17 protein-coding genes and 1 pseudogene are annotated in these 21,353 nt (G+C 38.4%); 3 read left to right on the top strand and 15 right to left on the bottom strand.

Annotated elements, in window-relative coordinates; translation table 11 throughout:
• Positions 1-104 precede the first annotated feature (104 nt).
• Both BOD01S_RS04790 and BOD01S_RS04795 read right to left on the bottom strand, forming a co-directional pair.
• Positions 105-647 carry a hypothetical protein gene (locus BOD01S_RS04790; protein ID WP_036155554.1) on the bottom strand — a complete coding sequence of 181 codons (543 nt, stop codon included), beginning with the start codon at positions 645-647 and terminating at the stop codon, positions 105-107.
• Positions 648-880: 233 nt separating this feature from the next.
• Positions 881-2,026 carry a VanZ family protein gene (locus BOD01S_RS04795; RefSeq protein WP_036155552.1) on the bottom strand — a complete coding sequence of 382 codons (1,146 nt, stop codon included), beginning with the start codon at positions 2,024-2,026 and terminating at the stop codon, positions 881-883.
• Positions 2,027-2,289: 263 nt separating this feature from the next.
• On the opposite strand from BOD01S_RS04795, the gene BOD01S_RS04800 reads away from it, so the two are divergent.
• The gene (locus tag BOD01S_RS04800) at positions 2,290-3,339 is read left to right on the top strand and encodes a DUF418 domain-containing protein (RefSeq protein WP_036155551.1); all 1,050 of its coding nucleotides are present in this window, start codon (positions 2,290-2,292) and stop codon (positions 3,337-3,339) included.
• A 228-nt stretch (positions 3,340-3,567) separates the two neighbouring features.
• Here BOD01S_RS04800 and BOD01S_RS04805 read toward each other — a convergent pair whose 3' ends face one another.
• The 7 genes from BOD01S_RS04805 to BOD01S_RS04835 form a co-directional block, all read right to left on the bottom strand.
• On the bottom strand, positions 3,568-4,611 hold the full coding sequence (locus BOD01S_RS04805; protein WP_036155548.1) for a YdcF family protein: 1,044 nt from the start codon (positions 4,609-4,611) through the stop codon (positions 3,568-3,570).
• A gap of 294 nt (positions 4,612-4,905) precedes the next feature.
• Complete coding sequence (locus BOD01S_RS04810) at positions 4,906-10,377, bottom strand: cadherin-like beta sandwich domain-containing protein (protein WP_169745619.1); 5,472 nt, start codon at positions 10,375-10,377, stop codon at positions 4,906-4,908.
• Between the two features lie 85 nt (positions 10,378-10,462).
• Positions 10,463-10,999: a phage tail protein gene (locus BOD01S_RS04815; RefSeq protein WP_036155546.1), complete on the bottom strand. Its 537-nt coding sequence runs from the start codon at positions 10,997-10,999 to the stop codon at positions 10,463-10,465.
• Positions 11,000-11,020: 21 nt separating this feature from the next.
• Positions 11,021-11,521 (bottom strand): phage tail protein, encoded by a 501-nt coding sequence (locus BOD01S_RS04820; RefSeq protein ID WP_036155544.1) that lies wholly within the window; start codon positions 11,519-11,521, stop codon positions 11,021-11,023.
• A 22-nt stretch (positions 11,522-11,543) separates the two neighbouring features.
• Complete coding sequence (locus BOD01S_RS04825; RefSeq protein ID WP_036155542.1) at positions 11,544-12,074, bottom strand: phage tail protein; 531 nt, start codon at positions 12,072-12,074, stop codon at positions 11,544-11,546.
• 42 nt (positions 12,075-12,116) lie between these two features.
• The gene (locus BOD01S_RS04830; protein WP_036155540.1) at positions 12,117-12,578 is read right to left on the bottom strand and encodes a GNAT family N-acetyltransferase; all 462 of its coding nucleotides are present in this window, start codon (positions 12,576-12,578) and stop codon (positions 12,117-12,119) included.
• An 18-nt stretch (positions 12,579-12,596) separates the two neighbouring features.
• Entirely contained in the window at positions 12,597-13,985 is a 1,389-nt protein-coding gene (locus BOD01S_RS04835; RefSeq protein ID WP_036155538.1) for an insecticidal delta-endotoxin Cry8Ea1 family protein, read from the bottom strand.
• Between the two features lie 186 nt (positions 13,986-14,171).
• Between BOD01S_RS04835 and BOD01S_RS04840 the strand changes: the two genes are divergently transcribed.
• A complete protein-coding gene (locus tag BOD01S_RS04840) occupies positions 14,172-16,043 on the top strand; it encodes a sensor histidine kinase (RefSeq protein ID WP_036155536.1) in 1,872 nt (623 codons plus the stop codon).
• A gap of 112 nt (positions 16,044-16,155) precedes the next feature.
• Complete coding sequence (locus BOD01S_RS04845; protein ID WP_052124886.1) at positions 16,156-16,932, top strand: response regulator; 777 nt, start codon at positions 16,156-16,158, stop codon at positions 16,930-16,932.
• A gap of 273 nt (positions 16,933-17,205) precedes the next feature.
• Here BOD01S_RS04845 and BOD01S_RS04850 read toward each other — a convergent pair.
• From BOD01S_RS04850 to BOD01S_RS04870, 6 genes and pseudogenes are all read right to left on the bottom strand, one after another.
• Positions 17,206-17,699 (bottom strand): annotated as a pseudogene (locus BOD01S_RS04850) (DUF4274 domain-containing protein).
• Positions 17,700-18,087: 388 nt separating this feature from the next.
• Positions 18,088-18,423: a hypothetical protein gene (locus BOD01S_RS04855; RefSeq protein WP_036155533.1), complete on the bottom strand. Its 336-nt coding sequence runs from the start codon at positions 18,421-18,423 to the stop codon at positions 18,088-18,090.
• A 20-nt stretch (positions 18,424-18,443) separates the two neighbouring features.
• Positions 18,444-18,638: an EndoU domain-containing protein gene (locus tag BOD01S_RS23625; protein ID WP_233153094.1), complete on the bottom strand. Its 195-nt coding sequence runs from the start codon at positions 18,636-18,638 to the stop codon at positions 18,444-18,446.
• Positions 18,587-19,141: a hypothetical protein gene (locus BOD01S_RS23630; RefSeq protein WP_233153093.1), complete on the bottom strand. Its 555-nt coding sequence runs from the start codon at positions 19,139-19,141 to the stop codon at positions 18,587-18,589. Before BOD01S_RS23630 ends, BOD01S_RS23625 begins: the two co-directional genes overlap by 52 nt.
• 613 nt (positions 19,142-19,754) lie before the next feature.
• Positions 19,755-20,135 (bottom strand): hypothetical protein, encoded by a 381-nt coding sequence (locus BOD01S_RS04865; protein ID WP_036155530.1) that lies wholly within the window; start codon positions 20,133-20,135, stop codon positions 19,755-19,757.
• Positions 20,132-21,178, bottom strand: coding sequence for a hypothetical protein (locus BOD01S_RS04870; protein WP_156117041.1), 1,047 nt, complete (start codon positions 21,176-21,178; stop codon positions 20,132-20,134). The genes BOD01S_RS04865 and BOD01S_RS04870 overlap by 4 nt, the downstream gene beginning before the upstream one ends.
• Positions 21,179-21,353 lie beyond the last annotated feature (175 nt).

Here is a 21,353-nt window from a genome sequence, read left to right on the forward strand (position 1 = left end):
AAGCCGCAGCGGGAAATCCTGCTGCGGCTTTGTTTTTTATGGGCGGACAGCTATTTCCGTGTGTGCCTTGGTCTGAACTTCAGCCTTTCTCCACTGTCCCACTATTACTCGTATGTAATGCCCAACTGTTCCTCAATTTCTTCAGACGGGAAATATGCCCCGAAATCACTTGTCTCTGCCTCGCTAATACTAAAGCTCACCGTGCCATACGGGGCAAAGTTAACCGTTAGTGATTGCATACCCTCATAAAATAGCAGCTCATCACTCACCTGCATATACCAATTTGCCGCCTCATCTGCTGAACCCTGTCCTGTCACATCTATCGAAATATGGCCGTCCCGGAAGGAAAACGTCTGCAGGTCTCCTTCATTATATAAAAAGTCACTAATAACTGATCTTGCCGTCTCCTCTGTTAATGGCCCGTAAGACGATGATTCATCCTCCGCTTCCTGTTCCACCGCCTGTGTTTCTTCTAGCTGCGGCTCTGGCTCTTCAACTGTTTCCTCTACAGCCGGCTCTTCCTGAATTTCTTCAGGCACGGATTCCTCCAGTTCCTCGATTTCCGATTCCTCTGCCTCTTCTCCGCTGCAAGCACCGAGCAAAATAGCACCACCTAAAACAATCCCCGCCAATAAATACCTTTTCAACCTCTATATCCTCCTATAATTAAAGACTGCCCTTTATCATAAACTACGGAAAATAATATCGTCTAGTAGCATTATTGGGTTCTCTTCCTTATTAATGCAGCATTCCAACTAAGTGACGAGCAGTATGATGGAAGCCAATACTCTTTTAATAACTTCAGTTCTAAATCAAACGTTAGGGAGATGTAACTTTATACATCCCCCACCGAAGCATGATTTGTTTTTTTAGATACTATTTATTTTTTCCTCAGCACTAAACCAGCTACATGGTCAAAGTAAAAATTCCGTTTTCCTCCTTTAAAGAGGATGAACATAGTATGGATAAATAAGACAGCCCACATAATGATGAGCAGTGCAAATATAGTCATAGTAGTCCATACATGATAAGGATACAGAGTTGAGTTCATGTCTAACTCAGTACCATTCAATATAGTTAGGGACCATGATGCTGCCAAAGGTAAATAGAGCGCAAAGGCTCTTTTTAACAACGACCGCCGCGATGGTACTCCTCCATCCTCATTAATAAGTTTAAAACGCAGTATATTTGTTCCAATTGTTTTTCCTCCCCAAATAGAAGGCACTACAAAGAAAAGAATAAAAAAGCAAATCGTTGTATAAACAAATTCTATGAATCCGCTGTTTGTAAAGAATCCAACCGTAAGATTCCAGCTTATCTTGATCAATAAATAATCGATAAACACTGCAAGTAATTGTGCTAACGGAAATACAATAAGGCTTTCTTGTATTCTTTCGCCCTTTGCCATAAGGCTTCTCCGGGACGGAAATAGGGCAAGTATGACAGGTGCAATAATAAAGCCAGCTAAAGCGCCCGTACTATTTAATAGAAGATCATCGACATCAAAAATACGGTACGGACAATTATAAATACCATAAATCCCTGTTCCCTGGGTTATTTCATAAAAAAGAGATAACGCAAATCCACAACCAAGCGCTTTCTTCCAATATCGTCTGTGCTGAAAAAAATACCTCAAATAAACACCAAGAGGGAGCAATAATAGAAAATTGAATGCCGCCTGCAAAAATGCATTTTGTGTCAGTAACCTGCTGTAGGTGGATGGTTGTGACCAAATAACTGAGCTGCCGTCAACTATATCTCGAACGAAAGTAAACGGGACAAGCATATAATGCACTGTACCAGGTGATTGCAAGGCACAAGTATTTCGAGTATTGGGAAGAGGGAGAAGAACTAGAAACAAAGCAGCTAACATATAAAAAATGAAGGAGAAAGCCACAAGTGAAGCCCAAAGACTTACATAACCATACTTTCTATAACTATATATCAGCCACGGAATCATGAGGAGAAAGCCCGCTAAACAAAAAACAATAAATGCCGTATTGATTGGAACAAAATATACAGACATATTGGCACCTCCCTAGAAGAATAATAAATAAAAGTTCAGTTTTTCAACAGTATACCCTTTTTCATGTTGTTTATGGTCAGTCGTATTGATTTACCTTTTTCTATTAATAGGATCATATGAAAAATTGATTGTGCTGCAAAGGCCCGTTTTAAAAAACCTGTAAACTTTAAGGTTAATGTAAGGTTTACATTAATTTAGTGTAAGGATGCCTCGCTATACTAACTTTATATTAGAAACTACTTATTAAAAGGAGTAATAACAGCATGAATCCATCCATTTCACAGAAGGAAAGGATCATTTCCTTGGATATTATCCGCGGCATTGCCCTGCTCGGAATCTTATTTATTAATGTTAGAGCATTTCTAGTTCTTACTGATGGCGTTCAGTTGCCTGACTATACCGGCTTGAATAGCACGATAGAATTGCTAATTCAAATCCTTATCGAAAAGAAGTTCTTTTCCATTTTTTCTTTTTTATTTGGTGCGGGGTTTTATATTTTTGCCTCACGTGCCGAAAGCCGTGGTGATAAGCCGCGCCGGCGTTTTGCCAGACGTTTATTAGCTCTGTTATTGATTGGAATTATTCATTTCATATTTTTTTGGGGTTCCATTCTAGCGATATACGCTGTTATCGGCTTCCTTCTGATTCCTTTTTACCGGGCAAAAGTGTCAACGATTGGCAAGTGGCTTTGCGGAATCATCACTGTATATGTCATATCGCAGCTATTAGGAATCTTCACTTCGGATTTGGGGGTCTTTTCAAACGTTATTGCCTTTCTTGGGAATGATACGGTAACGATTTTCATCATGTTTTTATCAGGATTTCTCGCAGCTAAAGCAAATTGGTTTAGAAACATAGGTAATTTCGCTCCTCAAATAAAATGGATTCAAATTGTTACACTGCCATTGTTTATCGGCTTTTCTGTTTGGATCTGGTTCACACCGCAAGACAATTATGAACGTGTTCAAGGAATCATTGCTTTAGGTACAATACCGACAACCTATTTGTACTTATCGACTCTATTTGCGATCCTGGAAAACAAACGTATTGCAAAACTTCTCCAACCGATTGCACGTGTTGGACAAATGGCGTTTACAAATTACCTGGCCCAGAGCTTCATTGGCCTTGCCATTATCTCGCTGATGGGCCTTGAAATTGTCTCGCCGATTAACAGTGTTATCATTTCGGTCATTATTTTCATCATTCAAATCGTTTTTAGCGTCATCTGGTTCAAATTCTTTAAGATGGGGCCAATGGAAAAAGTGTGGCGGTTTATGACATACGGCAGGAACGGTGTATCTGTTAAGAAATAATTAGGCTATAAATATATCGATTCTTCCGTTAGTGTTAAAAATAAGGCAGACGAAATGCGTAAATCAGCGCATTCCGTCTGCCTTTTCAATTGATTCATATAATAAGATACATGCATTTCTTATATCTTAATGCTGAAGATAGCCTTTATTATGTGCGAAGTATTAAAGTTTCCTCTTGCCACTCATTGATCGGGCTTGGAAAACCGCTCACAAAAGATGAGCGGCTTTCTATACTAATTTCATAAATAAAACATTCATTAAAGTTAAAAGGATAGAACCCCCTAGAATAGTCACCACAACAGCGATATGACGTTTACGCTGCATAACAACAATGGCAATATATTCACGGATCATCGCATTCGGCCAGTAGTAGAATGCTGTTTTTGAACCAATTCCCTGGCTCTTTAAGCCTGCCATTTTTGCATATAGGCTGGCCCTGAATAGATGGAAATTGTTCGTAGTAAAGATGCTGTTATATTTGTCCCCTTTTATTGAATCCATTACTCGTTTTGAGTAAAGCATATTTTGGAGGGTGTTAACCGACTCGGTTTCCGTCAATGTATGTTCAGGAGGAATTCCTTTCTCAACTGCATACTTCTGCATCGCTTCCGCTTCCGGGAGATTTTCATCTACCCCTTGTCCACCTGAGAAAAGGAGAATAGGTGGGAAATTGGCAGCCGCCTGTTTCCGATAAAACTCAATTGCCTTGTTGATCCGGCTGGCCAAGAGCGGCGGGACCTTATCATTAATCAACCCACTGCCAAGTACAATGATAAAGTCTTGGTTGTATTTCGGCTTATTAAATTGGTACAAAATATAAGCAGTTAAAAAATTAGTTATGTGCAGGAAGAAATATACCATTATTAAAGAAATACCTGCATATAAAGGCCGTAATTCAGGAGATAAAAAGCGCTCAGGACTTATGATTTGAAATAGGAATAATAATAAAAGAAAAACACCTAAAATAAGAGCTAAACTGTTGGAGAATCTTCTGCTTTCTTTTTTCAGCAGAGTTCGGCCATTTAAAAATAACCCGATGCCTAGAGCGAATAATCCAAATGTCGAAATAAAGAAAAGAAATACCATTGGAATAAGGGCAATTATTATTAAAATCCGATTACCTGAGCTGAAGCCCACATAACCACAAAAAAGAAGTAATGAACAAAAAAACAGGTTAAATAGAAAACCATTTATCATCCTTCTCGGATCTGTTAAATAAAATCCCAGGAAAACCAAAAATAAAGTAAGGGTAATAATTCCGGTAATGAGCATTTTGCACCTCGTTTTTTATAAGATTGTCCTGTTCATTATAGATAGAGTAGTACCCGCTTTTAAAGTCTTTTTTACTTTTGCCTGTTTATATTTACGATCAACAACTCATTGAGTGGGCGTCTTTCATTTCCGTACAGCATGTTCCGGTGTTTTATAGAAAAGAAAAGAACCGGCTCATGGCCGGTTCCTAGTATATACGTCAAGCAGCTGCCTAACCCTTTGCATTTGCAGCATTTCCGTTGTAGAAACTGCTGTTGACAGAATAAGGGAGACAGAAACCTGTCCCCCTGTCCTTTATTTCGTTGTATCCAATGAAGAAAGATGCTCTCTTGCGGCTTCTTCAATTTCACTGAATGCCCAGTGTGTTGCCGAAACGTCTTTAAACGTTGGCGTTGTTATTCCTGTTAACGGACCTCTTTTGAATAGGCGGTTAAGAACTTTCACAGCTTGAGCACGCGTTAAGTTTTCCTCTGGTCGGAATTGTCCCTTACTATCTCCAACCATGATACCTGTTGCTTTTGTGAAATTCATAGCTTCTTTTGCCCAATGGTTGTCCTTTACATCCTTGAAGTCTGCGACTGGGATATCTTTTAATATTGCACAGCCTGCATAGGATGCGGCATCTTGTTTACATTGGTTTTGAACCCAACGATACACAATAGCAGCCATTTGGGCACGAGTGACTGTTCCATTCGGGTCAAATGTAGAAACGTTTTTACCCATCATAATGCCTGCACCCTTCACTTCCATAATCGCTTCATATGCCCCATGCTTCGTTGGAACATCAGTATATGCCTGCTTAGAAGGTGCGGCATTTATATTTCTCGCTAACATTGTCGCCATTTGGGCACGAGTGACCGATGCTTCAGGTCGGAATTCGTTGTTTCCATAGCCCTTGATGTATGGTGTGTGCAATGTTTCGTCAGCTGCTTCATCTTCCCAGCCTTCTAAATACACCATAGTAAATGTACTGAATTTATTCACTGTGAATTGAAGACCTTCCGAACCATCAGGCATTTTTACGATAGTACCTTTTATTAACTCTTTTGAACCGTCACTATGTTCAATATAAACACCTAAGTTAGTTAAAAGCTTTTCACGCTCAGCTGTATTTGTCGGTAAGCTTGCTGTTAATGGAAGCATAATTGTTACTTCACGACTTTGCATATTCGTTTCAATTTCCATTGGACGGCCAATAACTTGCACAGTATTATTTCCAATGGCTTCTTGGATTAATGATTCATTTTTCGCACGATCTTCTACTTGCTGCTTTTCACTTTCAGATTTGATAGGGACGACACGGAAGTATAAATTTCCTTCGAAATTATTAAGAGATTTCGTTGGAATCGAAACTACCGCATTTCGTGTGACAATTTCAAGTTTCAGCTTCCCATTATTTAATTCGTCTAATGCAGATTGGGGAACTTCAACGAGCACTTCTGCCACTTTATCCTCCTTATCTGGAATAATGATGCTTGCAGTATCGACACCTTGCTCTTTTGCTTTTTGAACTGTTTCCTTTGCAATAGAATCTGTCATTGCTACTTTATCCTTCACTGTACCGTTTGGTTCTGTCGTACGAGTGATCGGTGTTTTTGTTAAATGCGAACCGTTGTTGCCATCTACATCTACAACGATTTGTTCCGTCGTCGGTTGTGGAGTTGGCGTTGGGTCTGGCTGTGGTGCTGGTGTAGAGCCGTTGCCACCACTGGATGATGGCTGTGCCCGATTGACCGTAATTGTATACGTGTTTTTCGTGACCCCATCTTCGGCATTCACCACTACCTTGATTACGTTCACTCCTACCGTTAACGGTACAGCTGTCGTTGAAGATTGCCCATTAACCGTGACTGTTGCTTTACCGATATCTTCTACTACCGGCGTGAATGTGATGTTATTCACTGAATTCGGGACATTCACTGTGTAAGTCTCTCTATCTTTAGTAAATACCGGACTTAACACACCGCTAGATAAAGTTAAATCATCTAAATAAGCATTCGTACTTTTCGCCTTTACCGTCACAGCTGCCACTTCACTTGTTGCCTCAGCTGTGTTGTTACCTGTAGCACTGCTATCTGTATTTGTTACTTTTACATAATAATATGTTGTGCCGGCGTCTCCAGTTGGCACTGCATATATTGCGTTTGTTGCGCTAGGAATTAATGTTCCGTCAATATTGCTGTTTGTTGTGTTGGAATACCATTGGTAGCTTAATTCGCCTTTGACAGCCGTAGCATCTACAGATAAATCCGCTGCATCACCCACGCTTACCGTTTTGTTTTCTGGCTGCACTGTGATAGCTGGTACTGCTGCATGTGTTAAAGCATTTACCGTCACGGCTGCCACTTCACTTGTTGCCTCAGCTGTGTTGTTACCTGTAGCACTGCTATCTGTATTTGTTACTTTTACATAATAATACGTCGTGCCAATTACTGAAGTTGGAGCTGAATATGTTGCATTTGTTGCACCGGGAATAAGTACTCCGTCTACAGAGCTGTTTGTTGTATTGAAATACCATTGGTAGCTTAGCCCGCCATTCGTTGATGTGGCATTCACAGATAAATCTGCCTCTCCGCCTATGCTTACTGTTTGGTCAGCCGGCTGATGTAAGATTACTGGTACTTCCGCGTGAGTAAGCTGTCTTATGATTTCCAATGTATAAGATTTTGTCATTCCACCTTGAGTCGTTATAACTATCGACACAATGTTAACCCCAGGGCGCAGTGTGATTAAACGGCTTTCGCTATTACCGATTGTTTCGCCGTTTAGCGTAGCACTTGCCGTTTCATCTAATGTACCAGCCGAAATATCAATACTCGTCGCATTGGATGGTACAGTCAAATGATAATTTGTTTGCGCCGGGTCAAATGAAGGTATTAAATTCCCTGACGACACGGATAGTGTTTCTAAATTCGCTGAAACAACATGGACAACTCTAGTTATCTCTGCAGCAAAGACATCTTTGCTGTTTTTCACATTATATTTCAGCGTATACGTACCAAGTTGGTTACGGTCAACCGTTCCAGTAACAGTTACCTTATCTGTTAAATCACCGTCTATTTCATCACGTGCACTATATCCAGGCTCTACATAGTGACTACCTAATTCGATATAAATCGTATGGTCACCTTCAAGATAAATGAGAGGTTTTGAAATTACGTTAAATTGAACTGTTGCGCTAGCTGTTTTCGGATCGCCAGTTCCATCTGTTGTACCGTTATCTTGAATTGTATAGTTAAAACTTGCCGTTCCTGTACCGCTTGGGTTAAAGATAACTTTTTTACCTTCAAGATGAACTGTGCCTCCAGCTATATCTGAAACGGAGACAATTGCTAGCGTCTGGGCATTTTCATTTTCCGGTCCTGCTTGATCGTTTTGTAAAAGTTCTCCAAATGGAATCTCGATACCCTCTGAAGTCATTACTTTTTCTGAAAGCTGGTCATCAGCAGCTATCGGAGCATCATTTACTTCTGTCACAGTGATAGAAGCGGTCGCAGCCTCGCTTAACCCACTGCCTGTCCCATCCAAAGATGCCTGTACTTTAACGGAGAAACTATCGCCTGCTAACGTATTTGCATCAGAGTCTGGGTGAAACTTCAATCCTAATTCCCCTTCTTCTTTTGTGATAAAGTCACCATTTCCAATTGGGAAGGTCCCATCATTTTTATAAAGAGTACCGCCCGTAATTTCACTTATCTTATAGTGAGTTACACCATTGTTGTCCTGTGCGTCCGGTGTAATCACCAACCCACTTGTGCTCATTGTATCCTCCTCAGTAGTTGCCTCTGTTACATGTGGAGGTGCGCTTTCTGTCTTCGGGTTTTCCGTAAAAAGTAAAGTTGCTTCTTCACTGGCAGGTTGACCAGTTGAAATATTCGCAGGATAACGGACTTTCACTGTCTTATCTCCGCTTAAATCAGGGGGATTTGCTAAATCAAATGTCGTCCACGTACCTCCGTTAATTTGGTATTCTATTGGAGCGTCCGTATCTGGGATAAGGACATTGTTCTCATCATCTCCTCTAACAATGGGAGGAGGGAATAATCTATAAACCTTAATAGTATATATCTTTGTTATTGACTGATTTTCTGCTGTGACAAAAATATTAATAATATTTTCACCCATATTAAGCAGCATTGGTTCATGTTCAAATCCCAGTCGATTATTAATCATTAACATCATAGTTGCTTTACTATCATCCAAAGTCGGTGTAACGATTATGGTAGATGATATAAAAGGTACAATCGCTGTATAACTTATCTTATCTTTACTGAAAACAGGGTTTAGCGGGCCAGTGGAAATCGTTAAATTACTTAAATCAGCATTACTAGAAGGTGGTGCTTCTGTTACGACAATCGTATATGTCTTAACAGTACCATCCTCAGCTGTTACCTCCACCTGGATATTGGTTGAGCCATCTGTATCCAATAGTACTTTCCCATTGGAAGCCCCTATAATATGTACCTCTGCATTCGAATCAGCTGCAATGGCAGTTACAGGTACTTCTGTCGTTGTGTATGGTACTGTTGCAGTATAGTTTACTGTATTAGAACTAAAAGTTTCATTGATAAGAAAAGGACTTAACGATAATGAACTCAAATCTGCATTACTGCTTTTTATATTTTGTGTTGTAACCTGCCGCATTGAATAAACGCTCTTATTTCCCGCCGCATCTCTAACCAGGATGTTGAAATAGTAAGTTGTATTTGGTGATAAACCTATGATATCCAGTGTATTCAGGTCTTTTATAAATCTATCACTCACCGGAATACCGCTTTCTACTTCACCCACTGTATTAAAATTGCTACTAGTAGATTGATAGATTTGGTATTCCAGGTCACCTAGGACTGTGATATTATCTATTGCTTTATACCAGCTTAGCGATACTCCCGATGTAGTAATATTTGATGAAGAGATGACACCAGTTGCAGGTGCAGTCTTATCAACCGTTATTACTAATGGTTCAGATTCATTACTTGTCCCACCAGCATTTGTAGCGGTAGCAGTGATTGTATTTGTTCCTTCAATTATTGGTGTTGTCGGTGTAAATGACCAATCACCACTTCCATTTGCAGGCGCTGTACCAATAGAAGTTCCATTACTTAAGAGAGTGACTGTACTATTTGCTTCAGCTTTCCCTACAAAAGTTGGCGTATCGTCACTTGTAAGATAGTCCGTATTACTGGACCCTGAGTCAGAACCTGCTTCTAGGTCTAGTGCAGAAGGCGGGTTAGGTTTTGGCGATACGACTCCCCCGTAATAATACTCAGAATTATACTCCCAGCACTTGTAAGAAAACAAGTCATTTGTAACTACCCAATTTACATTAGCCGGTACATCTTCTATATTATCAGCAATACCACCCGGGTAATAAAACTTAACAGTTAACCCCTCACAAACCCACTCTAAATTTGAATCTGGACGTTGAATTGCCCAAACTGCATCCTTGTCTATTTCGCTTGGAGAACTTACAATATGTTGACTTGTTCCATCCGAATAAATATATTCACTTCCAATATCTGGAGCATCGTAAACAACCCAATTTACATTAGAAGGAATGGTAGCGAAAGCCTGGGGCTGTTTTACTTCAATTAAAGTTCCATTCTCATCTTTATAGTAGTAAGTAAAGTAGTCTCCCCATTCAAGAGAAAGATAATCGATAACAGCCCATTTTGCATCTGCTGGAATATTTGGTGGTTCACCATTAGGTCCTGATGACCCAGCAGAAGTACCACTGGCCTCATAAGCTTTGGGCAAATTGACCAACAGAAGTATAACTATTATAAATATTTTAAAAACTCTTTTCATTTTATTTTCTATTTTCCTTTCGTACATGGCCCTGAAGAGCCTTTTAGGGTTTTATTGGATAATAATCACCGTAGAGAGCAATAATAAAATTCAACCCTAGAAATGGCTGCATATTGTTATGTGGTACGCTCCCCCCTACCTGGCTAATGGCTGTTGGGCCCATAGGCGCTTCGGGTGATTCAATATTTTTATATACATTTGGCAAAAAGGGTTTATTATCGATATTCGCCCAAATATTATTTGCCGGGTTCATTTGATCTGCCATCGTATCAGTCCGATATTGTGGAGTATGAGTATGTACCGGCATTTGATTTTCCAACAAGGTTACAGTTTTACTTCCACCAGCACTGGCAAATTTTCTGGAGGTTAACCCCTGTCCTGTTCCTTGATGAATAGCGGCTTTACCACATAAATTTGGAAGGGCAAACGTAGTCTTACCATCTCCTCCAAACTGTGTCCCTAATATTGAATATAAAACTCCGTACTCACTAATATTTAATAATTGGCCATTACAAAATGCCCAATCCAACGGTGCAAAATTCCCCGCGAACAGTCTGATTTCTCCCACAAAAGCATCCATATTTATTTTGTCCCTCCTCATTTATCCTCTCGATGGGAAATTCCCGATAATAGCAATACAATAATTTGCTACACTAAAAGGCTGCAGGTTTGTATGTGGTGCCGAGCTTCCAGCTATAGTTAATGCTTGAGAATTCATTGGTGAGTCTATTACATTCGAGTAGACTTTTTGTTTATTACCTCCCCATACGTTGCCGGAAGCGTTTTTTAAAGTTGCAGGTTGAGAAGATCCAGAAATTTGATGGGTATGTGCCGGCATTTCATTTATTGAGAGTGTATGTGTTTCCTCTCCTCCTTTTAAACCCAACGTAACATCATTTCCCCCTATATGTACGGGAGCTCTTCCTCTTAAATCTGGTAAAGCGAATGTTGTTTTTCCGTCACCGCCGTATGTTGTTCCAATAATCGAATATAGTGCTACATTTTGTTGAATTTGAAGAAGCTGCCCCTCACATTTCATCCAACCTTTCGGAGCATAATTAAATGCAAAGCATCTTATTTCACCAACATATGGTTCTGCCATGTTTGTTTCTCCTTTTCACTATTTAAGGTTGTGCTGGGTAAAGCCCAACTAATGCAATAATGTAACTGATTGTAAGGTAAGGCATCATATTTTCATGAACCTGAACTCCGCCGACCTGAGACACACTTTTTGAATTCATCTTCCCAAACTTTTCGGGATTAATTGTTGGAACTTCAGCGTACTGTGCCTGGTTTGTTTTTGCCCATACTGCATTAGCGGGAAGCTCACTGTTACCGGCTAATGAATATGCATTTAAAGTATGGGTATGTGCCGGTAATTGATCTAGTGTCAGAGAGACAGACTCCACTCCGCCTGTACTCCCCATATTAAAAGATGTCTCTGTTAAAGGATTGACTCCTTGATGAAGAACGGCTCTTCCGCAAAAATCCGGAAGTGCAAATGTTGTTTGTCCATCTCCTCCATAAGTAACTCCTATAAGAGCATATAACAGCTCATTTTGCTCTATTTTCAGAACTTGGCCATCACAAAATGCCCACCCTTCCGGAGCATAATTCCCAGCAAACATACGAATCTCCCCTACATATGGCTCCATACTATTTCACTCCTCTCTTTTTCGCCTTACAATGAATTGCTCCTAACCTGTCCATTCCATAAAAATATACATATCGCTGCATTCTATTTGCTTAAAACCTAGTTGTTCATATAAGCTTTTTGCTCTTTCATTTGAACGAAAAACACTTAACTGAACAGTTTTGTCATGCTGCTGTGCTCTTTTCTGGCATTCCAGCAGTATTTTCGTTCCCATTCCTCTTCCTTGAAAATGCGGCAGGATTGTCAGGTCGACAATTACTAACGTATCTCTCAGATCCGCTAGTAACAATCGTCCAATTTTTTCTTTATGAGAAACTAATATGCTAGTTTCTAAATGCGGGTATTTCTGTTTATACGAGATTTGCTGACAATGATATTGCATTTGCATAAATTGTTTTTTCTGTTCTTCATTCCACGGCCATTCATTCAGTTCATTCATTCTTGAACTGGCATATACTTCGAACAGAAATTCATTATCTTCAAGTGCTGCTTTTAGTAACCTCAATTCGCGATAAACCCTTCCCTATTCATGCAACACTAAGTTAGGATCACTTTCATCCTGCAGGTCATAATCGATATGGGCAAATTGGAACTGAATGGCTTCAATACCTGATGTATATTTCCAATAGGACCCCACTTGAGCGTTTACTAACATATAGTTGTCATTATGAATTGTTGCGATATTTTTATATTGTGTCTTACTTGTATTGCCGATAATATCGCTGCTTTCACCGTTTAAATAATGGAATTGAATACTCGTCAATACACCGTCACAGATGTCTGTTGTTACCCCAATGATGTAAGAGTCTTCAGGAATATTTATTAAATGAGGTCTGCAGTCATTTTTCGTTCCGAGTAGACTTCCCTCTCTTTTTACTCCGTTATCATCAAAGATAAATTTCAAGCCACATACCGTTTCTTTGACGTACACATATACCTGTTTAATATGTCCCGGTAAATCTCCATTATTCTCTGTTTCTACTAAGCCAAGACGGCCGCTAGATGTATGATATCCCTTCTTTTGTTTGTCATAGATAAACATCGATTGCGGGCCGAGCCACAGCTTGCCAAAGTGGAAATCCACATGAGGCGGTTCCATTTCTCTGCCAGGTATTAATTTCCCAAGGTAGAAAATCGGTTCTACTACTTTTAGTAAATCTGCATACGCCTGATTTACAATATTATCGCGAATAGCTCGTAATCCTTTGTTATAGTATGTATCTCCATCAACATAATCAGCCTGAAACTTAACATGTGCTGCGCTATTTAGTTGATCAGACAATTCACCGAAAGTGCTTGCTGTTACGAAAGCCGTGTACCAATCTCTTTCTACCCAAGATTTATAGCTGATTTGGTCTTCACGCCACTTTCTCCAATCGTAAAAAAGGGTACTCGACTGAAAATACTTATTATAGTTGTTATAGGTACTTATCAAATCCTTTTCCCATTCACCGCGATTATCTTCCTTGAAAATTTCTTGTCCAAATAGTAATCTTTCACGTAATAAGATGAGGTGTAAGTGTGCATGAATAACAATCAACGGAAGCAAATGAATTCTGTTTGAAGAGCTCGTTAGCTTTTTAAAAATGGTATTGGCATTTGTCAGCATGGCACCTAACCAAACCCCTTGTTCTGATGGTTTTGCATTCAAATAGCTCTCCATTGAAGATTTCAATCCATCTAACTCACTTTTTCGTTCCTCTAATTCTTTTTGCAGAATTTTTTCGTCTACCAAACGAGAAACTTGGTCTTTCAAAGATTCCCAAATGCTTACTTTCTTTGTAGGCCAAATTGTCTCTAACAATACTTTAATCGCTCCGCCTACTACCGGAATTTTTGAACTTGCCGCTGATACAATTCCTTTTAATTTATTGTTCAATGAATTTGAATCAGCTATCTCCAACATTCCCATTCTTTCAGTCCCCCTACATACTATAGTTGAGTAAATTTTCACTATAGACTTAATACCTAGACAAATTTATAATTCTTATTATGAAATAGAAGATTTAATGTTTCAAATAGAACTTTCTTACAAGAATCTTACAAGGTTCGACAGAAAATAAGAGCTTAGTTCCTATAGCCGGATGGAGGAATGGGATTGAAAAAACAGAAAGTGCTATTTTTTTTAGTCGGTTTTGCTTTTCTATTAACACTCACATTATTTTTACTACAAAATGATCAACCTTCTTTTACCTCACACGGTACGCTTGATCTTGATCAGACGCCATTTCATGATGACAAAATGATTACACTTGATGGAAAATGGGAATTTTACGAAGGAAAGTTATATGAACCGAGCGCATTTACGAATGGGACTAAGGAAAATGCAGTATTTATTCATGTTCCGGGTGCCTGGACGACTGAGGAAGAAAATAAGAGGGTCGGTACGTATAGACTTGTCATTAACAACGTGCCAACGGGGAAGGTTCTTGGCATTAAGAAACAGAACATCCGCAGTGCGAGTAAAATTTTTATTAATGGAAAATTGATGAGTGAAGAGGGAACTGTCACAAAGAACGAGGCAAATTATACAGAAGGGAATGTCCCTAAGCTGCTTTTCTTCCAATCGGATACTGACCGGATTGAGGTGATTATCCAAGTTTCCGACTTTTCCTTTAATAGCGCGGGAATTGCAAACTCCATCCATTTCGGTGAACAGGAAACGATCGTTACCCAAAGCCTGAAAAACGTACTTTATGAGCTAGCGATTATTACTGTTTTACTGACGATAGGATTGTTATATATTCTTTTATATCTATTTGTGGAAAAGTATCGCAGAAAAGAATTCTTCATCCTTGCTTTTGCTTTATCGTGTATATTTTTTGCATTGATTAATTTATGTTTAAGCGAGCGGACGATTCTTTATCTCTTGCCGGGTCTATCCTTCGAGACAATGTTTAAAATTAAAGACATCTCAATTTTTCTTGCGACCATTTCTTTAATACTGATTGTGACTCAAATCGATAAAAGATTACTATCCCATCGATTAAGAAACTCATTAATTACGGCTTACTCTCTTTATATTCTAATGATTTTATTGACACCGTTGAAGTTTTATCACTCCTTTTTACTTATCTTTATTTCATTAAATTGTTTCACTTATTTGTATATCATGATAAAAGTTGTCTACTTTTATCTGAAAAAGAATACGGTTTCGAATGACTACCAGCAAACTATTATTTTGTTTAGTATTTTGAATATTAATATATATAATATCAACTTACTTCTATATAGTTTTGGATTAACAACAAAATTGCAGCTTGGCTTTTTAAACATCCTGCTTTATGCTATCGCCCTTGCAATTTATTTAACGATCAGAGTCAACCAATCCTACAAAAGAAATGAGTATCTAACACATGAATTGGATGTGACAGAACAGGCGTATTTAGTAGCCCAGATCAAGCCGCACTTTTTCTTCAATACATTAACGAGTGTGATGTCTTTATGCTATACGGATGGAAAAAAGGCTGCCCAATTACTGGCACATTTCAGCAGTTTTCTGAGACAGTCCTTTGAATTTAATTCCCGTGATATGTTTGTAACAGTCGAAAAAGAAATGAAGCTCCTCCATTCTTATATTGCCATCGAGAAGGAAAGATTCGGAGAGAAACTGCATATTGAATACGACATTGATCCTAATGCATCAGAAGAATATATTATCCCCCTTTCCATCCAGCCTTTAGTGGAAAATGCGATTAATCATGGTATTTATCCAAAGGAAGATGGCGGTGTTATCAACATTTCTATCCATAAGGAACAGTCAAATTTAGTGATTAGTGTGTTTGATACGGGGGTAGGGATACCGGCCGAAAAGATTCTAGATTTATTGAATGCAACAAAGCAGGCAGAACGTGGAATCGGCATAGCCAACATTAATAAAAGATTAACAAAATACTACCGTACGCAGTTAATAATAGAAAGTGAGCAAGGATTATGGACGAAGGTAAAATTTGAAATACCTCTTCATTAAATAAGTGAAGGCGTCCTGCTTAGGCCCCGTTAATAAAATGATTTTCGTCTACGGAGGAAAAATCGCGGGGCTAAAACTATACATATATTTTCAAATAAGAAAGGAGCGTTTTATGCTTAAAGCAGTGATTGTTGACGATGAAATGCTAGTCTCCAATTTTTTAAAAATACAATTAGAAAGTACCGGCTTAGCCACTGTGATTGACCAATTTCAAAAACCGTCTACTGCACTTAGCGAAATTCCGAATCTAAAACCAGACGTTGTTTTCCTTGATATCGAGATGCCTGGAATGAACGGAATTGAACTTGGTACAAAGCTCCTCAATACATGCATAGGCTTAGAAATTATTTTTGTCACCGCATACAATCAATATGCTGTAGATGCTTTCAAGCTAAACGCCATCCATTACCTATTGAAACCAGCTGATGAAGAAGATCTTCGCATAGCACTGGAAAGAGTTATCGAAAAAAGGAAAGCTTATTCGGATATTGTACTCAATAACAACTTGAGAATTGAGCTCCTGGGCCACATTAAAATCTTTCAAAATAGTCAAGAAGTGCGATTAAAATGGCCGACCGTAAAAGTGGAAGAATTATTTGCCCTCATGCTTATGTGCCGTAACCACGGGATTGAAAAGTGGCAGCTTACAGAAAAGCTATGGCCCAGTATCGAACTGAAAAAGGCTGAGCAAAACCTTTATACAACCATCTACCGGCTGAAGAAAATTTTATTGGAAAGCGGTCTGGATGTCCGGATTAAAAATGCGAAAGGTAAATATTTTCTCGAATTATCTAACTGTACAATAGACATAGACGAGCAGCGCCAATTTAACAAAGCAGTACTATTTGGGGATAAGCAATATTCCTGGGTAGAGGGGTTAAATATTTAATATTATTTGAGGGGGTTAATGCTCTCCTTAATTTGGAGGAGCTGGGATAGAACATAAGCTGAAGTCATGTTTAAGGTATTTAAAATATCATTCACTAACGGAGCTCATTTCTCTTGAACAGCTCGTTCTTGAGCTTAGCAGATTTTGTTCATTGATTCAGCAACATACGAATTTATGGAAACACGAGCTATTTAACATCTTCAGGATTGAAGTAACAGGCCTTATAATTTTGGTCCGGCTTGGTGTTAACATACCAAACTTTTAGAGGCAACTTCAAAAGCCGAAAATCATCCAAGGTTTTAGGTAACTATATTCTATTTTAGATATATCCACCACTTCACCTGGAGATTTACTAATAAGAATTTCAGGAAGATTCGGGTTATCTTTCTTCAACCTATATTTTTGAACTTTTGTTAAACCAGGGTCAAAGGAAATATTCTGTGATTTAAATACTAATTTTATAAGGTTGTTATAAACTTTCCTTAAAAAATCTTTCCATTGATCTAATGATGACCTTGAAACTTCATCGGTATTTCCCAATAGACGGTAGCTATCTGCCGAATGGAATATGAGTAAACCCGTCCCTAAATCACAAACCTTATTTTCTAAAATAACTATTGGAATATCAAATCCACTATTCCAATATAATTTGCTGCAAAAACATGGAGCATTAATGGGTTATCTACCTCGCCTAACTGACTAATTATATTATTTTTATCCGTATTATAAAGCAACTCTTCAAGGAATTTAATCTCTTGCTCGTCCATCTCCGCTTACCTCCCGCTATGTTTTGAAAAGTTTAGTCGTCTAATTAGTCGACCATCTTTTAAAGCATTCGGATTAAATTTGAAAAAGGCAATTTTCTAACCAGAAGAATATTTTTAGTAAACTCACTTAATGCCGTCTTCTCTTATAATCTTGACTGTTGAGTAAATTCCCTAGGGATAATTTCTTCAACTAGAACATAAGAATTAACAATATAGTGTGACTTATCTATTGTATATAAAATAAACATTACAAGTTTTATCTCTTTTTCTCTAAATAAATTATAGTGAACAGGCTACATTATAAGTTGTCATTCTGGAGTTGCATTGTTTTAATCATGGAAAAACCTTGAAAGGCATTTGGCCAATCAAGGTAATAATATTCCCCCATTCATTCTCTTGACTCATCTATAATTCTTTCTTCCCATATTAGCATCAACTCTAAAAATTCCTTAGTTTCAATTGTATTTTCACAAGGTTCATCAATCCGGTAATGGTGTTCAGCTATTGTCACGTCTTTCCTAATACTTACACTCGTAGTATTCAGTGTGATTTCAAAATCATTATATACTCCTTCTAATACATTCTTAATGTATCTTATATACTCATCCATCTCTTCTTGCGTTGAAATATCTTCAACAAAATCTGATAAAATACTTATTTCATCCGGCAGTACAATTCTTGTAATGCCAAACGGGTCTTTCTTCAATTCATAGGAATATTTCATATTATCGGCTACCTTCTTTATTATTTATTATATAATGGATAGGCTGTAGCTATTGAACCATCCTTATTCAAGTACATTTCTACTTTTATTTCTGATGAAGTCTCACCTATATACTTATAAGAACCTATCTGTTTTTTATTTTGGTAAGCTTCATCAATTGCTTTTAATACATCAACACGATTCCATTCCTTTGGAAAGAAACTAGATTTAGCCACTTTTTTACCCCCATCAATTTCAATCTAGCCCTATACATCCCATTTTTATCAGGAATACTCTCAGTGCCGGGGATAACTTTTCCACCCCTCATACTCTCGTGATGATACCCAACTGCTTTTCCATTTTTATTAATTTCCCCATGATATATATGCTTCATTGTACCAGTATTATATTTATCTGCACCCTTACCACCAATCTTCTCATCCAGCTTCTTGGCCATCTGAACAGTGGCTTTCTTTAAGTCCTGTGTGACCTCACTTACTGTCTTCGGCACTTTTGTGCTGCCTAGCGGTGTCACTGCTTCATGCGTAAGAGGTGTTTTTACATCTCCTAATTTCTTCGTATAATTTTTAAAGTACGTATACCCCTTCTGCAGTGGAGACTTGATATAATCGTCGTACACTTTCTTGGCAGCTTCTTTCACCTTGTCTGGATGAAGCAAATTTTTCATCTTTCCCAGCACTTCTTTGCCCGTGTTGATCCATGATGGTACTACCTTCATGATTTATATATTTCATACAGTTATTTTGCTGTTGTTCAAAGCAGTGACTCCTTACAAAAAAGCACTCGCTGCCTTTAGTAGACAATCAAGTGCTTTAAGTTTATAGACTTTCTAATTTTATTAACATTTGCAAGTTTTATAAGTTATTTTTGTTGTGAACAACGTGCTATCTTTTTTATCATATGGCAAGTGTAATGTTTAAACTCTTTAGCCTGCTTAATTTTGTTTATTTGTTACCTATGCCATCCATAAAGCGATTCTTGTAAGTAAAAAGCCATCTCTTCTATTCTCACTATTATTACATTAGTATTAAAATAATATCTCTTGATGGCATGCCTTCCTGAGTTAGTAATTCAAACTCGAGGAATCTTTAACCGTAAACAAATTTTAAATGAGTCTGTCATATTATACCTCGTATTTATCTCCCCGAGTTTAGTCATTCTCATTCGTATTATACTTCACTTAAAAGTTTCATTTCGCTCAGTTCTCACATTTTTCTTACTAGCTGGGATGTAAAATAAAACTTCATGATAGTACTACCTATGTAAACTCTCATTATAATAGAATTACATCTAGTAAAATAGTGATCTTATTATTAAGTAGTGATCCCTTTTTACATTTCTACTAATGACAACACTTCAAAGCTTGCACAGAAAAACTTAAGAATGTTATTCTCATAATCTTCTACCAAATATTTTTTTGGTAATTCAAAACCTTGACCTTTCAAATTATTAATTCTAAAGCCCGTTATTTGATTATAACTATTTCCAAATCCTAATAAATCTAAAGTAGTAACATCATTAAACTTCATTTTCAAAACGAACTTTTTACTATCGGCTTCTACTAAAAAGCTCATTTCTAAAAATGAGACTTGATCATAATAAGAATTGTATCCAATAAAATAATGGAAATCAGTAATAAATTTAACATCAGTTGATTTGAAATTAGGAATTTTACTTTCTAACTCTGTTCCTTCATACCACTCATTTATCATTTCTTTTCCTCCTCAAAAAAGTTATACCTGAAGTCCTTACCTTTTTCAGAGTATCCAGGGTCGTCAAATTTATATTCATGTAAATGTGGAACGGAATGGTCTAGTGGCATACTATGGTCCGAATGATCTATCCGATATCGTTGCCTACCGAAGTCATCATAAATTACAGTGGATTTCTCTTTTTTTCCATTATAATCTCTGTAATGCTCTATTTTTAAACCTGGCGTTGCATTACTAGGTGCCTTACTTTTCCAATATTCATCAGGTACAAATAGTTCCTTTGCAAAGCCATCCTCTTTATCCGTACCTTTATCAACAGCCTTTCCTGTGCTCTTCACATCATCAACTGCATCTACAGCCTTACCTGCATCCCTCGCAGCCCCTGCAACGTCCCCTGCCTTATCCAATAACTTTACAGGTTTAATGAGAAAGGAACTCAAAGCCTGGAAATATTCAATATTAGTTGCATTCGGATCTGCTATCGTCTGCAAATCCTCCGTAAAGAAATCGAATACATACTTGGCAGATGGTCCCAGGAATTTGGCATATGGCGCAAGCCCGTCCGGTGTGCCAGGCCCATTGCCGCCCAGTACCTTCCGCATCCCTTCATAGGTAATCTCTTCCTTCGCCGAATAGGTACCAGGTGAGGAGGGACTGCCTACATCTATGCCTTCTGTCTGCTTGGCCAGTGCGGCATAGATTTCCTCCAGGTCCGGATCGCTCTGCTGCACCGATCCACTTGTTTGATTGCCTGGTGATAGGTTCCCTAGGCCCAGCATCACAGGGCCATACGCTGGGTAGGACTTTTGCGCAAATCCGCCAAAACCAAACCGAATTGGCGCCATATTGGATAAGGAAGCCTGCAGCATCAGAGTAAGCTGATTCTGTTCATGCAGCGCATAGGCCACACTGCCGACTGGTGCCTGCTGGGCAGCTATCGCCATGCCCAGGCTGGACCGTGAAGCCATCGCAGACCAGGTATCAGCTGGGAAATCGACATCCGTCAACCCCGCTTTACCCTCGAACTTTGCTATTCTCGTCATCCGTATAATGAAACAAAATATTATTGCAATCTACTTGAGCTTTCCACTCGCAGATAAATCGGTTTTAAATTGTCTCGAATGTATCAGCTAATTTTATCATCAGAGAAAAAACCTTGAAAGGCATTTAGCCAATCAAGGTTTTTGCTTGGAAACCAGGATTAATCTCTCTTGATAC

The organism is Lysinibacillus odysseyi 34hs-1 = NBRC 100172, from assembly GCF_001591965.1.
GTDB classification, from domain to species: Bacteria; Bacillota; Bacilli; order Bacillales_A; family Planococcaceae; genus Lysinibacillus_B; species Lysinibacillus_B odysseyi.